The sequence below is a fragment of the Bradyrhizobium sp. CCBAU 53421 genome (assembly GCF_015291625.1).
Lineage (GTDB): Bacteria > Pseudomonadota > Alphaproteobacteria > Rhizobiales > Xanthobacteraceae > Bradyrhizobium.
On the sequence record NZ_CP030047.1, the window covers coordinates 1,904,776 to 1,918,808 of the forward strand.

The 14,033-nt window shown below is 62.8% G+C and carries 13 protein-coding genes; 8 read left to right on the forward strand and 5 right to left on the reverse strand.

The genetic code is table 11. The features are described 5' to 3' along the window. Positions 1-4: 4 nt before the first annotated feature. Positions 5-673, reverse strand: coding sequence for a helix-turn-helix domain-containing protein (locus XH92_RS09035; protein WP_194458897.1), 669 nt, complete (start codon positions 671-673; stop codon positions 5-7). Positions 674-994: 321 nt separating this feature from the next. On the opposite strand from XH92_RS09035, the gene XH92_RS09040 reads away from it, so the two are divergent. The 3 genes from XH92_RS09040 to XH92_RS09050 all read left to right on the forward strand — a co-directional run bounded on the left by XH92_RS09040 (position 995) and on the right by XH92_RS09050 (position 4,036). Then, positions 995-2,758: an ABC transporter substrate binding protein gene (locus XH92_RS09040; protein ID WP_194458898.1), complete on the forward strand. Its 1,764-nt coding sequence runs from the start codon at positions 995-997 to the stop codon at positions 2,756-2,758. A gap of 83 nt (positions 2,759-2,841) precedes the next feature. Next, on the forward strand, positions 2,842-3,474 hold the full coding sequence (locus XH92_RS09045) for a response regulator transcription factor (protein ID WP_194458899.1): 633 nt from the start codon (positions 2,842-2,844) through the stop codon (positions 3,472-3,474). Between the two features lie 187 nt (positions 3,475-3,661). Further along, on the forward strand, positions 3,662-4,036 hold the full coding sequence (locus XH92_RS09050) for a response regulator (protein WP_194458900.1): 375 nt from the start codon (positions 3,662-3,664) through the stop codon (positions 4,034-4,036). 18 nt (positions 4,037-4,054) lie between these two features. Here XH92_RS09050 and XH92_RS09055 read toward each other — a convergent pair whose 3' ends face one another. Further along, complete coding sequence (locus XH92_RS09055; RefSeq protein ID WP_194458901.1) at positions 4,055-4,633, reverse strand: invasion associated locus B family protein; 579 nt, start codon at positions 4,631-4,633, stop codon at positions 4,055-4,057. Between the two features lie 25 nt (positions 4,634-4,658). Further along, a complete protein-coding gene (locus XH92_RS09060; RefSeq protein ID WP_246788348.1) occupies positions 4,659-5,546 on the reverse strand; it encodes a S9 family peptidase in 888 nt (295 codons plus the stop codon). Positions 5,547-5,708: 162 nt separating this feature from the next. Between XH92_RS09060 and XH92_RS09065 the strand changes: the two genes are divergently transcribed. The 3 genes from XH92_RS09065 to XH92_RS09075 all read left to right on the forward strand — a co-directional run bounded on the left by XH92_RS09065 (position 5,709) and on the right by XH92_RS09075 (position 10,857). Next, positions 5,709-7,403: a SulP family inorganic anion transporter gene (locus tag XH92_RS09065; protein WP_194458903.1), complete on the forward strand. Its 1,695-nt coding sequence runs from the start codon at positions 5,709-5,711 to the stop codon at positions 7,401-7,403. A 176-nt stretch (positions 7,404-7,579) separates the two neighbouring features. Continuing rightward, positions 7,580-10,330, forward strand: coding sequence for a decarboxylase (locus XH92_RS09070; RefSeq protein WP_194458904.1), 2,751 nt, complete (start codon positions 7,580-7,582; stop codon positions 10,328-10,330). A gap of 92 nt (positions 10,331-10,422) precedes the next feature. Further along, the gene (locus XH92_RS09075) at positions 10,423-10,857 is read left to right on the forward strand and encodes a hypothetical protein (protein WP_194458905.1); all 435 of its coding nucleotides are present in this window, start codon (positions 10,423-10,425) and stop codon (positions 10,855-10,857) included. A 39-nt stretch (positions 10,858-10,896) separates the two neighbouring features. Here the strand turns inward: XH92_RS09075 and ppk2 are convergent, their stop codons facing one another. Together ppk2 and XH92_RS09085 are read right to left on the reverse strand one after the other, a co-directional pair. Next, positions 10,897-11,697, reverse strand: a complete 801-nt coding sequence (ppk2, locus tag XH92_RS09080; protein WP_194458906.1) for a polyphosphate kinase 2 — start codon at positions 11,695-11,697, stop codon at positions 10,897-10,899. Positions 11,698-11,723: 26 nt separating this feature from the next. Then, positions 11,724-12,176, reverse strand: coding sequence for a hypothetical protein (locus tag XH92_RS09085; protein ID WP_194458907.1), 453 nt, complete (start codon positions 12,174-12,176; stop codon positions 11,724-11,726). 169 nt (positions 12,177-12,345) lie between these two features. Between XH92_RS09085 and XH92_RS09090 the strand changes: the two genes are divergently transcribed. Both XH92_RS09090 and XH92_RS09095 read left to right on the forward strand, forming a co-directional pair. Continuing rightward, positions 12,346-12,789, forward strand: coding sequence for a hypothetical protein (locus XH92_RS09090; protein ID WP_246788349.1), 444 nt, complete (start codon positions 12,346-12,348; stop codon positions 12,787-12,789). Further along, positions 12,782-14,014 (forward strand): HlyD family secretion protein, encoded by a 1,233-nt coding sequence (locus tag XH92_RS09095; RefSeq protein ID WP_194458908.1) that lies wholly within the window; start codon positions 12,782-12,784, stop codon positions 14,012-14,014. The genes XH92_RS09090 and XH92_RS09095 overlap by 8 nt, the downstream gene beginning before the upstream one ends. Positions 14,015-14,033: the final 19 nt, after the last annotated feature.

Here is a 14,033-nt window from a genome sequence, read left to right on the forward strand (position 1 = left end):
GCGCTCAATTGTCGAGTTGGGCCAGCTTGCCGCGGTCGACCAGCATGATTTCGCGCTGGTTCGAGCCGAGGAAGTCGAGGGCTCCGTAGGCGTGCAACTTGGACAGCGCGCGCGATACGGTCTCGAGGGTCAAGCCGAGATAGTCGGCTATGTCACGCCGGCACATCGGCAGGGCGACGACGCCTACTCCCGTCAGCCGGCGATCCATTTCGAGCAGGAATGCGGCGACCCGCTCCAGCGCGGTCTTGCGGCCGAGCAGCAGCATATGGTCCTCGGCGTGCTGCAGGTTGCTGGTGGTCATGACCAGCAGGTTGCGAGCCAGCGCGGAATCGGAATGGGCGCCCCGTTCGAGGCTCATCCGCTTGATCAGGCGCACATTGGTGTCGACCACAGCTTCGGCGGTAAAGCGATGGAATTCGGAGTTCTCAAGGCCGAAAATGTCTCCGACAAGATGAAAGGCGCCAATCTGGCGCCGTCCGTCGGAGAGGAGCTTGTAGCTGCGGACCGCGCCGGAAATGACCTGGTAAACGTACTCCGCGGGCTCCTTCTCGCCGTAGATCTCGGCGCCCTTTCGGTAGTGGAATTCGCTGGTGATGAAGTTGGCGTGCTGGGCAGTCAGCCCGCCGAGGATGCCCGGTCCATTGACCGGTCTGACGTTGACGTGAGCAAACATGGACCAACTCACTCCGTACTTGCGGCGTCCCCGCGGTTCGACATGCTTGTCCGCGCAAATGACTACGACAAGGCTCGATCGGTCTCTATTGGTCCTGAGGTCATTGTCCTAAAGGACAGGGTGGCGCGAATGCGGCGATTTGTTTGTAATTTGGTGCGGACGTGTTGGATGAAATTTCAATTCTCTCGGCGATAACGGGGTGCTAGATTTCGAACCCGCTGATCTCCGGCTCCGAGCGCTATGGGCAAGGCAATTCGGTTCTCAGGACTGATCATCCTTCTGGGTATCTTGCTCTCTCCCGCTGGTCTCTGGGCGCAAGAGATGCGCCCGCATTCCATGCTGGTGCTGGACCAGTCCGATCGGCGCGGCCCCTTCTACTATCAGGTGTTCATTGGACTGAGGGATGCCGTGAGCGCACACGGTCACGCTCCGACGACCATCTACACCGAAAGCCTCGATCTCAATCGCTTCGGTGGCGAGGCCTATCAGGAGGATTTCCGGAGATTTCTCGAGGAGAAATATCGCGATCGGCCGATCGGCGTCGTCGTTGCCGTTGGTGCGGCGGCGCTCGAGCTTGCGCTCCGCTGGCGCCCGCAGCTTTGGCCCGACACGCCGATCGTCTTCGCACTGGTCGAGGAGGCCGATTTCAAGCGAATGCGACCGCCTCCCTATGTCACCGGCGGCATCCTCAGCCTGAAATTCAAGGATGCCGTATCGGCTGCCCGCGCGGTCGTGCCAAACCTCAAGACCGTCGTGCTGGTTGGCGCGGATTGGGAACGGCAGGTTCTGTTTCGCAATTGGAAAGACCAGGTTGCGGCCGGCATCCCGGGCCTCGAGATCGTCGAGATTATCGGACGTCCGATGCCTGACGTCATCGACAAGGTCGCCGCACTCCCCGACCACAGCGCGATCATCTACACCGGCCTCTATAGCGACGGCAAAGGCAACTACTATCCGCCCTCGGATGCCCTCGCATTCGTCGCGGCGAAAGCACATCGTCCGATCGTGGTCGCGGCGGAAACATTCCTCGAGCCGGGCGGCATCGGTGGATTCGTCATCGTCCCGTCCTTGATCGGAGCCGACGCGGCTCAAAGGGCGCTGCGAATCCTGGATGGCGATGCGCCAGAGAGCCTGCCGCCGTCGATCGTCGATGCTGCGAAGCCGATCTTCAATTGGCGGCAGATGCGGCGCTGGAACGTGAGCGAAGCCAGGCTGCCGCAAGGCAGCGAAATTCGCTTCCGTGAACCGAGTTTTTTTGAAAGGTATCGCTGGCGGGCGATTGCGCTCGGCGCTGCGCTGCTGGTCCAGACGTTGCTGATTGGGTTCCTGCTGCACGAGCGGCAGATGCGGCGGAAGGCCGAGGTCGAATCCCGCAATCAGCTGTCGCAGCTTGCCCACATCAATCGGCAGGCGACCGCCGGAGAGCTGTCGTCCTCGATCGCCCATGAGCTCAACCAGCCGCTGGGCTCGATCCTGACCAATGCGGAAACGGCGGAGCTGATCCTTGGTTCGCCGACGCCCGACCTTCAGGAGGTGCGCGAAATCATCTCCGACATCAAGCGCGACGACCTGCGCGCAAGCGAGGTGATCCGCCGGATGCGCAGTCTGCTGAAGCGTGCGCCATTTGAGAAGAAGGAGATCGATCTCAATCAGACCATGCGGGAGGCGTTCGATTTCCTCAAGCTGCAGGCCTCGACGCGCAACGTCGCGATCTACCTGCAGACGTCGCCGCAGACCCTGCGGGTGAAAGGTGATCCGGTCCAGCTGCAGCAGGTCATTCTCAACCTCGTGGTCAATAGCATGGATGCGATGGCCAAGATGCCCTATGGACGCACCATCATCGGTCGTACCGACGTCAACGGGGCGGCGTCGGCCGTGATTTCAATCTCCGATTCAGGGCCGGGAATTCCCCAGGACAGGCTGAACGAGATTTTCGATCCGTTCTTCACCACCAAGGAGCAGGGCATGGGCATCGGCCTGTCCATCGCGCGGACCATCGTTCTGGCGCACAGCGGTCAGATCTGGGCCGAGAACCAGTCCGGCGGCGGAGCGGTTTTTCACCTTTCGTTGCCGCTGGCGGCGTAGCTCGTTTGGGCTCTTACTTTGGCGGGAGGCAGTGCTAATCTAGCCAACGCTGTATTTACGTCGGTCGCATAGGAGGGTGGGTAATGCACGCTTACGTGCATATTGTCGACGACGACGACTCGTTCCGTACAGCACTCGAGCGCAGGCTCAAGCTCGCCGGCTACCGTGTTGCGACATATGCATCGGCCCGGCAACTGCTCGATCGATTGCCGAGCGATGAGGACGCCGGCTGCATCCTGCTGGACGTGCGCATTCCCGGAATGAGCGGTCCGGAGTTGCAGATCCGCCTCAACGAGCTGGAGTCGACGCTTCCGATCGTCTTCCTCACCGGACACGCCGACACAGCGACGACCGTGCAGGCGATCAAGGCCGGAGCCGAGGATTTCCTCACCAAGCCGATCGCATCGGAGCAGCTGATCGATGCGATCAATCGCGCCGTTGCGCGGCACGAGCTGGTTCGTAGCCAGCGAACCAGGCTCGACTCGCTTCGCGCGTTGCTGGCGAGGTTGACCCCGCGCGAGCGGCAGGTGTTCGATCTGATCGTACGCGGCCGGATCAACAAGCAGATCGCCTATGAGCTCGGCACCACGGAACGCACGATCAAGGCGCATCGTCACCAGGTCATGGAGAAGATGCAGGTGCAGTCGCTTGCCGAGCTGGTCTCGATCGCCGAGCGTCTCGGCGCGCGCGAGCTTGATGGCGAAGTCAAGGGCTGAGCCGCCCGGGCCACTGGAGCCGTCCATGTCCCATGGTACAATATGAAAGCTCTGTGACGGCGCGTATCTCCGGTATTGGCCGCGACCATGTCGCGTGCCGGTGAGACTGCCGTGCATTCTCGTCCAAGGCGGACGTTGCGCAGCAAGTCGAAGGTCTGGTTCAGCGATAACGTAGAGGCTTCAGGATTTGCCTACCGCGAAACTCGTCTTCGTCGTGGATGACAATCCCTCCATGCTCCGTGGCATCGGACGGCTGCTGCGGGAGTATGGATTTGCATCCAGATTGTTCGAGACCGGAAGTGCCTTGCTCGGGTATGGCAGCTTCGAGAGCGCGCTGTGCATCATCCTGGATATCAATCTCAGCGACGGTTCCGGGATTGAACTGCGTCATCGCCTGACGGATCAGGGCGTCGATGTGCCCGTCATCTACATTACCGGCAATGACAACCCGGCTACCCGCATGGCGGCGATGGCATCGGGATGCGCGGCCTATCTGACCAAACCATTCACGGCAAAATCCCTGATGCAGCCGATCGAACAATTGTTGGCCGGCGTGATTTAGCCCGGCTGCGGGTTCCAATCATTCGTCAATGGCTTGATCGAGCGTCAGCGCGGGCGCTCCCTTGCGTACGGTCGCAAAGCGGTTGAGCGGCACCGATGTCGTCACCGTCAGAATACTGGTGTCGACGGCATCGATCGAGAGCGACTTTCCGCTGTCCATCTCCTCGATCAGCTTGGGTTCGGCAACATCGGCTGCAATGCACATATTGGTTACGCACCAGGTATAGGGCAGGCGATGAACTTCCATCTGGTCGACCGACAGCTTGACCCCGGCCTGCAGGTACATCCCGACCGGCAGGAAGAGCTGCAGGCGAGCGGTCCCGTCCTCGCGCTCGACCAGATCGATGCGAACGGCGGTCTGGCCGGTCGCGAAGGTGCCGGTGATCGACGTTCGGCATAATGTCTTGGCGCCGGCGGCGTTGAAGCAGAGCTTGCGCCACTCGCCAAATTTGACGTCGCGCGCTGTACGCGCTCCCCGCGGCGTCACCTCGCCGCCGTCCTTGACCGCGGCCGGTGGCGCGGGCGCCTGCTGACCGTGCGCGGCACCAAAGCTCGCCGCCAACAGCGCCAACGTCGCCAAAGCACCATATCGGATCATGGATGCTCTCCCGTGGGCTTGGCCCCTAGCGAACCTTGTCCAGAAATCGTTCGACCAACGGCGACCAGATGGGAATGGAATCCGGAGAACCGATCAGGAAATGCCCCTCGTCACCGAACGGCGGCAACAGGTGATACTCGGCCCGGCCGCCGGCGCTCATGAATGTCTCATACATTCGCTTCGACAGCGCCGGCCCGAAAAACGTGTCGTTCTCGATGTAGAGCCACAGCATGGGCACCCGCGAGGTACGGCCGAAGAAGCCGGTCGCTTCGACCAGTCTGTCGGGATTGCAATTGTTGTTGGGCTTGCCGTCGACCCGACCGCCGCGGCCGGCCGCGAAGGTGATGATGGCCTTGACCTGCGGCGGGTTGAGGCTCGACAGCGCGATCGCCGCCCAGCCGCCGGCCGACTGTCCGACGACGATGACGCCGTCCGGCAGAGTGCGCTTTTCCGCGGCCATGTAGTCGATGATCCAGAGATCGACCTGCGCGACGGCGAGGCCCGGATCGAGGAAATTCGGATTGGTGCATTTCCCGACCTTGGAGAAGAACGGCCCATAAAGACCGCGCTCGGGAATATCGATGGCCGCAGCGCCATAGCCGGTGCCGACCGGCGCCACCACCAGATAGCCGCGCCGCGCAAACCACATTGCTGCGTCGCGAAATTCGACCAGCGGGAAGAAGCTGCGATCCCTGGCGTTCAGCGACACGCCGTGATTCATGATGACCAGCGGGAAGGGGCCATCGCCCACAGGGCGGACCAGGTAGGCGAACATCGGTAGCGGGAGCGGCAACGCCCAGATCTCTTCCTGGATGCGCTGCGATGCGCCTTTGTCTTCGGTGCGTGCTGGAGCGGTCAGGCCAAGCACCAAAAGGGCGGCGGTTGCGAGGATCCGTAAGCGGTGCTGACGCATGCCATGCGCTCCAGCGGTCATCTGGCAAATGTGCAGGTCACGACAATCGAGCTGAGCTCGATGAGAAGCACATCGCCGGCAACGAGGCTTGATCTGAGTCAACGAGCATCGGCCTCTCTGGCGCGACCACGTGCGACCATTGCGGCTTCGCAGGGCGGCTCGATGTCGATCCAGGAGGAGACGAGTTGGATGCGCCGGTTTCCGCCGGCGAGCTGGCTCGCCGGCTATCGCGCATCCTGGCTTGGGGCGGATGCAATCGCCGGCGTCACGCTGGCGGCCTATGCGATCCCGGTGTCGCTGGCTTATGCGGGGCTCGCCGGCCTGCCGCCGCAGATCGGCGTCTATGGCTACCTGCTTGGCGGCGTGGGCTACGCCCTGCTGGGCTCCTCCCGGCAACTCGCGGTCGGGCCGACCTCGGCGATCTCGCTGATGATCGCCGGCGCTGTCGGCGTATTGGCCGGCGGCGATGCCACGCGTTACGGGCAGATCGTCAGCGTTGTTGCCTTCAGCGTCGCGCTGCTCTGCCTGATCGCCTGGCTGTTCAAGCTCAGCCTGCTGGTGCGCTTGATCAGCGATAGCATCCTGGTGGGCTTCAAGGCCGGGGCAGGGCTCACCATCATCATGAGCCAGCTGCCGAGCTTGTTCGGTGTCGCAGGCGGCGGCCACAATTTCTTCGATCGCGCGATCAAGATCGCCGGCCAGCTCGGCGATACCAGGCCGCTGGTGCTCGGCATCGGTGTAGCTGCGACCGTGCTGCTCCTGCTCGGTGAGCGCAGGCTGCCCGGCAAGCCCATTGGGCTCGCGGTGGTCGCGCTGTCGATCCTGACTGTCTCCGTGCTTGGACTTGCAGAAATGGGATTGCCGGTGACCGGCAAGATCCCGACCGGGTTGCCGGCGCTCGCGCTGCCGACGTTCGGCCTGCTCGAATTCGACGATCTCTTTCCGATTGCCGCCGGATGCCTCGTGCTGGCCTACGTGGAAGGCGTATCCGCCGCGCGAAGCTTTGCGGCAAAGCACGGCTATGCACTGGATGTCCGGCAGGAGTTTCTCGGGCTCGGCGCGGCCAATCTCGCGGCGGCCCTTGGGCATGGTTACCCCGTTGCGGGCGGCCTGTCGCAGTCGGCCGTCAATGACGCCGCCGGCGCGCGGACGCCGCTGGCGCTCGTGTTCTGCTCGGTGACCCTCGCACTCTGCCTGCTGTTTTTCACCGGTCTTCTGACCAATCTGCCGAAGACCGTGCTTGCCGCGATCGTCTTTTCGGCGGTCTACAAACTGGTCGATATTCCGGCGCTCGCCAGAATGTGGCGGATCAGCAGGATCGATTTCTATGCCGCGGTGATCGCGCTGGTGTCCGTGCTGTTCCTCGGGATCCTGCAGGGCGTGCTGCTGGCCGCCGTCGCCTCGATCTTCCTGCTGCTGTTGCGCGCCTCGCAGCCGAATATCGCTTTCCTTGGCCGTCTTCCTGGTAGCGGCCGCTACTCCGACCGGGCACGACATGCCGACGTGGAGCCTTTGAGCGGGATCATCGCGTTCCGCCCGGAAACCTCTCTACTTTATGTCAATGCCGAGACGATCTTCGAAACGGTGCTGGCCACGCTTCGGGCTTCTCCCGACGTCAAGCTGGTGGCCTGTGACCTGTCGGCCTCGCCATTCATCGACCTCGCGGGGTCGCGGATGCTGCACGACCTTCACCAGGAGCTCGCCTCGCGCGGAATCACGTTCTGCATCGTCGGCGCGCACGCGCAGTTGCGGGATCTGCTTCAGGCGGACGGTCTTGCCGACAAGACCGATAGCGGAGACTGGATGCGCACGCTCGACAGCGTGTTGGACAACAGGAAGTCGCCGGCAAACACCTAGCGTGCGCAGCCATGCGGACCGCTCTCGACAGTGCAGCCCTGTTGCATCGCAAGGCAGGGTGCTCACTCTGCAGCTACGAGACTTGTCTCACCCGGCGGCGGCTTGACTTGGATCAAACCGGACGGTGGGCACCGTCCTACGATCGGAAGAACCAGCGCCAAAATCGGGAGATATCGATGGCCAACGACGCGAAGCCGGCACAGCAGCGCATCGACCAGTTCTTCTCCGGACCCGGCGGGCGCGCCGACAATTGGCGCGATCTGGTCGAGGCAGCAAAACTGTGGAGCGGTGGCGGCGACCGTGCGCCGTATGACGCGGCGCTGTCGGCGCTGGCGGTCACCGAGGAGTTTCACGGCTATCCGGGCCTGCGTTTGATGACAGCGCTGAAGGAAGCGGCGGCGGCGGGCGACGCCGCGGCCTCGCACATGCTTGCGGCGCGGATCGCGCAGGCACTTCAGACGAAATCCTTCCGTCAGGATGCCGGTGACTGGAGCACGCAGGATGACGGCAATGGCGACGTTCCCGATTTGCTCCCGCCAACGCTCGGACATTCGGCCGCGCGGCGCCCCTATTTCGAGACCCTGATCGTGACCGGAGTGCCGGCCAGCAACTGGCCGGGGCTCCTGGCGGAATGGCGCAGGCTGCGGCGTCCGGTCGACGCCTTCATCTACGAGCCCGTGGTAGTGGGCAGTCTCGAGGACGCCTTCTGCGCGGCAATGCTGAATCCCAACATCGCGGCGGTGGTGATCAATGAGGGCTTTGCGCTGCGTTCGCGTCATGATGCGCCGGTGCTGCGATCCATGATGACCGCGATGGGGCTCAGCCACGAGTCCGACGCGTCTGCGTTGGGCCTGGCTCACATCCTGAAACGGGTTCGTCCGGAGCTCGACATCTACCTGATGTCGAACCGCGACGTGGAAGCTATCGCCGGCAATCCCGAGGCCGATGTGGTGCGGCGGGTGTTCTACTCGGTCGAAGATATCCTCGAATTGCACCTTTCAATTCTGGAAGGCGTGCAGGATCGCTTCGATACGCCGTTTTTCGACAATCTGAAGAAATACGCGCAGCGGCCAATCGGGACCTTCCATGCGCTGCCGATCGCGCGGGGCAAGTCGGTGTTCAAGTCCGACTGGATCCGCGACATGGGCGAGTTCTACGGGCTGAACCTGTTCCTTGCCGAGAGCAGCGCCACCACCGGCGGTCTCGACAGCATGCTGGAGCCGACCGGCAACATCAAGAAGGCGCAGGAGAAGGCCGCGCGCGCGCTCGGCGCCGATCGCGTCTTCTTTGTCACCAACGGCACCTCGACGTCGAACAAGATGGCGGTGCAGGCGCTGCTCGGTCCCGGCGACATCGCGATCGTCGACCGCAACTGCCACAAGTCGCACCACTACGGCATGGTGCTGGCGGGTGCGCAGCCGCTCTACGTCGAGGCATTTCCGATGACCGAATACTCGATGTACGGCGCGGTGCCGCTGAAGACGATCAAGCAGGCGCTTCTGAACGCGAAGGCCGACGGCCGGCTCGAGCGGGTCAAGATGATCGACCTGACCAATTGCACCTTCGACGGTCACATCTACAACACACGGCGCGTGATGGAGGAATGCCTCGCGATCAAGCCCGACCTGATCTTCCTCTGGGACGAGGCCTGGTTCGGCTTTGCGCGGTTCTCGCCGTTCCTGAGGCGGCGGACCGCGATGGGCGCGGCGAACGAGATCGAAGCCTGGATGCGCGATCCGAAGTCCGTTACGGCCTATGAGAAGCAACAGGCCGAGCTCGGCAAGAACCCCTCGGATGAAGCTCTGCTCAAGACCAGGCTGATTCCCGATCCGCGCCAGATCCGGCTGCGCGTCTACCAGACCAACTCGACGCACAAGTCGATGTCGGCGATCCGGCAGGGCTCGATGCTGGCCGTCAAGGACATCGAGTTCCACACCGTCGAGGCGCAGTTCAAGGAAGCCGTGTTCACGCACGCATCGACCAGTCCGAACCAGCAGCTGATCGCAAGCCTCGACGTCTCGCGCCGGCAGATGGAGCTCGAGGGCTACGGCCTGGTGGCCAACGCCATGGAGATCGCGTTTGCGATCCGCAATGCGGTCAACACCAATCCGCTGATTTCGCGGTATTTCCACGTTCTGGGTGCGGATGCGATGGTGCCGAAGCAATATCGCCAGAGCGGGTTCACCGACTATCTCGCTGATGGCACCAACTGGGCGAGCGCGCTGAAGAGCCTGAACGACGACGAGTTCTGCCTCGACCCGACCCGCATGACGCTGGTCTGCGGCACGGCCGGGTACGACGGAACGCAATTCAAGGGTCTGCTCGCCAGCCGTTACAACATCCAGGTCAACAAGACCTCGCGCAACTCGGTGCTGATCCAGTCCAACATCAACAACACCCGGAGCGACGTCGCGCATCTGGTCCGGGTGCTGGCCGAAATCTCCGGCGAAATCGATCGCGGCCTGGCCAAGCGCGGAGCGAACGCCAGGGTCGATTTCGACACGCGGGTCAACAGCCTGATGAAGGACGTGCCCGACCTGCCGAACTTCTCGCATTTCCACGACGCCTATCGCGGCGATGCCGGCACCAAGACGAACGAGGGCGACATCCGCGGCGGATTCTACTCAGCCTATGATGCGGCGGGATGCCAATACATTCGCCTGAACGATCCCGAGATCGACCGGCGCCTGAAGAATGGGCCCGATCTCGTCTCCGCCAACTTCGTGATCCCCTATCCGCCGGGCTTCCCGATCATGGTCCCCGGCCAGGTCATCACGCAGGAGACCATCGATTTCATGCGCAAGCTCGATGTGAAGGAAATCCATGGCTACGACGCGGCCGAAGGTCTGAAGCTCGTGACCACCGAGGCGCTGGCGAGGATGGGCAAGCCGCGGGCGGCCGCGCCGAAGCTGAAGGCTGCATCATAAGGGGTAAGAGATCCCGCAAGGCGCCTTCGCATTCTCGCGGCGATGACCCTTGCGCAACAGGTCGTAACGCAACCGGTTCCTGGAGGGACATTATGAGGAAAGTAGGTTTGATCGGAGCTCTTGCTGCACTGGTGATGGGATTGGCCGGCTTCAGCACACCGTCGCTGGCTGAAACCGGCTCGGTCGCCGTCATCTTCACCAAGGGTGGCTTCATCGTTGGTGTCGGAGGCGGCGAGGGCGTATTGACCCTGCGCGGCAAGCACTATCCGTTCACGGTGTCGGGCATGAGCGTCGGCTTCACGATCGGCGCCTCGACCACCAAGCTGGTCGGTCGCGCCATCAACCTCAGGGGACCCGCCTCGATCGAAGGCTCCTACAGCGCCGCAGGCGCCGGCGGGGCGATCGCCGCGGGCGCCGGCGGCGTCCAACTGCAGAATGCCAATGGTGTGATCCTGCAGCTCAGCGGCCCGAAGGTCGGTGCCGAGGTCTCGGCCGCCGTGGGCGGCGTTTCCATCCGCTTGAAATAGGTCGATGGACCCAGGCCGCGCCCTGCGCGGCCTGGCCTTTCAATAGCGCTCCTCGACGAACTTCATCCCGCGCAGACCGGCCTGATCGTTGTAGCGACCCTTGTTGGAGCGTGAGGGCAGCTTGACCTTGTCGCGCTTGACCCGTCCGTGCGGAATTGTCTTCAGCAGGAACGAGATGCAGTTCAGCCGCGCCCGCCGCTTGTCGTCGGAGCGGATCACGTTCCATGGCGCGTGCTTCGAGCTCGTCGCCTTGAACATCAGGTCGCGCGCGCGGGAATAGTCGTACCAGCGGCGGTAGGACTCCGTGTCCATCGGACTCAGCTTCCACTGCCGCAGCGGATCGTCGATCCTTGCCCTGAAGCGCCGTTCCTGCTCGTCCATCCCGACCTCGAGCCACAGCTTGATCAGGATGATGCCGCCCTCGATGATATACTGCTCCATCTGCGGGCAGAGCGAGAGGAACCGCTTGTGCTCCGCCGGCGTGCAGAACCCCATCACATATTCCACGCCCGCGCGATTGTACCAGCTGCGATCGAAGATCACGATTTCGCCGGCCGCCGGAAACTGCTGCATGTAGCGTTGAATGAAGAGCTGGGACTTCTCGCGATCGGATGGTGCCGGCAACGCAACCACGCGAAACACGCGCGGGCTCACCTTCTCGGTCAAGGCCTTGATCGTCCCGCCCTTGCCGGCCGCATCGCGCCCCTCGAACAGGATGATGACCCTGAGATTGTTCGCCTTCACCCATTCCTGCAGATGGCAGAGCTGGACCTGCAGCTTGTGCAGCTCTTCCTCATACTGCTTGCGCTTCATCTTCTCTGCGGACTTGTCTTTCGCCATGGATACTTGTCCATCGTTCGAGCCATTCACCCCCAGGCAATGACGATGCCGATATCGCCGGGCACGCCGCCAGGATAATCAACGACCTGGTAACGGATGCGGTAGCCGCGCGGTTGCAGGTAGTCCGCCCAGAGCTGGTATATTTCCTTTGGTATACCCGTCAGCGTTTTTTCCCAGCCGGCTTCCATCTGATTGATGGCCCGTCCCTTGTCGGAGCACAGCGTGTTGGGAAAGCGGTAGACCTGCACTTCGGTCAAGCCGTTGCGCACCGCGCGCTGAATCACCGTCGATGCCAGCTTGACCTTCTCGTCCTCGCTGAGCCCGGAGGGCTTGCTCAGCCGCTCGATCAAGGCTTGCTTCTCGGCTTCGATCGCGGCGGCGCGCTTGGCATGCTCCTCGGCCTTTTCCGCCTCCTTGAGCGCCGCCTGCTTCTGGATCTCGTGCGCATTCGGGATCAGGTCATCGATCTTGTCGCGCATGGCTGGGGACTCCTAAGCCCGATCTTCCACCGTGCCTCCGAACGGTAGGGTCGAGCCGATCGGCTTCCTTGATCCAGATCAAGCAAGCGCGGTAGGATGGTCAGCAGTGTCGATCAAGATTTGCTTGCGGTTATATTGCAACCGGGAGACTTAGCTTGGGAGACGTGGCTTGAACGAACAAATGCATCCGGCAGCCCCCCATCACCTGCCGTTTTTCATTCCCGGCGCCGACGGGTCGGACACCCTGATGGTGGTGATGGGCATCTTCCTCGTCGCTACCGTCCTGTGGGTCGGCACGCTCTACTGGAAACTGCACAGCCTGCCGGAGCGCATGGCGCACAAGAGCCAGAAGCTTCAGTTTGAATTCGTCGCCGTCCTCGGCCTGATATCGCTTTTCACCCACATGCATATCTTCTGGATCGCCGGCCTGCTGCTGGCACTCATCGATCTGCCGGATTTCGGCACGCCGATACGCAGCATTGCCGGCTCCGTCGAGCGCATCGCTGATGCCACGCCGGGCGCGCCCGCTGCCGAGCCGGAAGCCGAAGCCGCATCTGGCGCCAGTCCCGACGCGCGGACGCCCGCGAAGCAGGAGGTGCACGACCATGCTTGAGCTGATGATCTGCTCGCTGGTGACGATCCTGCCGGATTACCTCTACCGCCGCTATCGGCAAGGCAAGCGGTTCGGCAAGGAGATCACGTTCTTCTCTGTCTGGTACGAACTGAGATGGGGGATCACCGGCTGCCTGATGCTCACGATCTCGCTGATCACGATGATCTTCTACTTCCATCCCGCGACAACCTCGGCGGCGATCTACTTCAGGACCGTGCCGATCCTGCCCGAAGGTTCCGGCCGCGTCGTCGAGGTCAATGTCGATTTCACCGCGCCGGTGAAGAAAGGCGACGTCCTGTTCCGGCTCGATAGTTCGAAGCAAGAGGCTGCGCTCGAGACCGCCAGGCGAAAGGTCGCCGAGGTGGACGCGTCGCTGATCTCGGCGCAGGCCGATGTCGTCAAGGCGGACGCGCAGATCGGGGAGGCGAAAGCAGCCTTGCAGCAGGCCAAGGACGAGCTTGAAGTGAAGAGCGAATTGCAGCGTCGCAATCCGGGCATCGTGCCGCAACGCGACATCGAAAAGCTGCAGGTGCTGGTTGACCAGCGGCAATCCGGCGTCGACGCGGCCAATGCCGTCAAGGAATCGGCGACGCTACGCGTCTCCACGCTTTTGCCGGCCGAGAAGGCGAGCGCCGAGGCCGCGCGCGCGCAGGCGCAAGTGGATCTCGACAAGACGTTCGTCCGTGCCGGCGTCGACGGCCGTGTCGAGCAATTCGCGGTTCGCCCCGGGGACCTCGTGGCCCAGATCATGCGGCCGGCCGGAATCATGATACCGGACGAAGCGGGCCGCAACAGGTTGCAGGCGGGATTCGGGCAGATCGAGGCCCAGGTGATGAAGCCCGGCATGGTCGCGGAAGCCGCGTGCATGTCGAAACCCTGGGTGATCATTCCTCTGGTTGTCACCAGCGTGCAGGATTTCATCGCCGCCGGCCAGTTTCGGGCCAGCGAGCTGTTGATCGATCCGCAGAGCCTGCAAAAGCCGGGTTCGATTCTTGTGTTCCTCGAGCCGCTCTACAAGGGCGGCCTTGACGGCGTGACACCGGGCAGCAGTTGCATCGTCAATGCCTACACCAGCAATCATGACGAGATCTCCGATCCGAAAACCGGCGCGTTGAAAGGCTTTGCCCTGCACGCCGTCGACGCGACCGCACTGGTTCATGCCTTGCTGCTGCGGATCCAGGCTCTGCTGCTGCCGATCCAGACGCTGGTGTTCAGCGGTCACTGAAGGCGCAACAGGGAGGCAG

Excerpts from the sequence above, each read along its gene's own strand:
- XH92_RS09035 (WP_194458897.1), bottom strand. The coding sequence starts at position 673 with ATGTTTGCTCACGTCAACGTCAGACCGGTCAATGGACCGGGCATCCTC.
- XH92_RS09065 (WP_194458903.1), top strand. The coding sequence starts at position 5,709 with ATGTCGATCCAGGAGGAGACGAGTTGGATGCGCCGGTTTCCGCCGGCG.
- XH92_RS09095 (WP_194458908.1), top strand. The coding sequence starts at position 12,782 with ATGCTTGAGCTGATGATCTGCTCGCTGGTGACGATCCTGCCGGATTAC.
- XH92_RS09040 (WP_194458898.1), top strand. The coding sequence starts at position 995 with ATGCGCCCGCATTCCATGCTGGTGCTGGACCAGTCCGATCGGCGCGGC.
- ppk2 (WP_194458906.1), bottom strand. The coding sequence starts at position 11,697 with ATGGCGAAAGACAAGTCCGCAGAGAAGATGAAGCGCAAGCAGTATGAG.
- XH92_RS09085 (WP_194458907.1), bottom strand. The coding sequence starts at position 12,176 with ATGCGCGACAAGATCGATGACCTGATCCCGAATGCGCACGAGATCCAG.
- XH92_RS09075 (WP_194458905.1), top strand. The coding sequence starts at position 10,423 with ATGAGGAAAGTAGGTTTGATCGGAGCTCTTGCTGCACTGGTGATGGGA.
- XH92_RS09045 (WP_194458899.1), top strand. The coding sequence starts at position 2,842 with ATGCACGCTTACGTGCATATTGTCGACGACGACGACTCGTTCCGTACA.
- XH92_RS09055 (WP_194458901.1), bottom strand. The coding sequence starts at position 4,633 with ATGATCCGATATGGTGCTTTGGCGACGTTGGCGCTGTTGGCGGCGAGC.
- XH92_RS09060 (WP_246788348.1), bottom strand. The coding sequence starts at position 5,546 with ATGCGTCAGCACCGCTTACGGATCCTCGCAACCGCCGCCCTTTTGGTG.
- XH92_RS09070 (WP_194458904.1), top strand. The coding sequence starts at position 7,580 with ATGGCCAACGACGCGAAGCCGGCACAGCAGCGCATCGACCAGTTCTTC.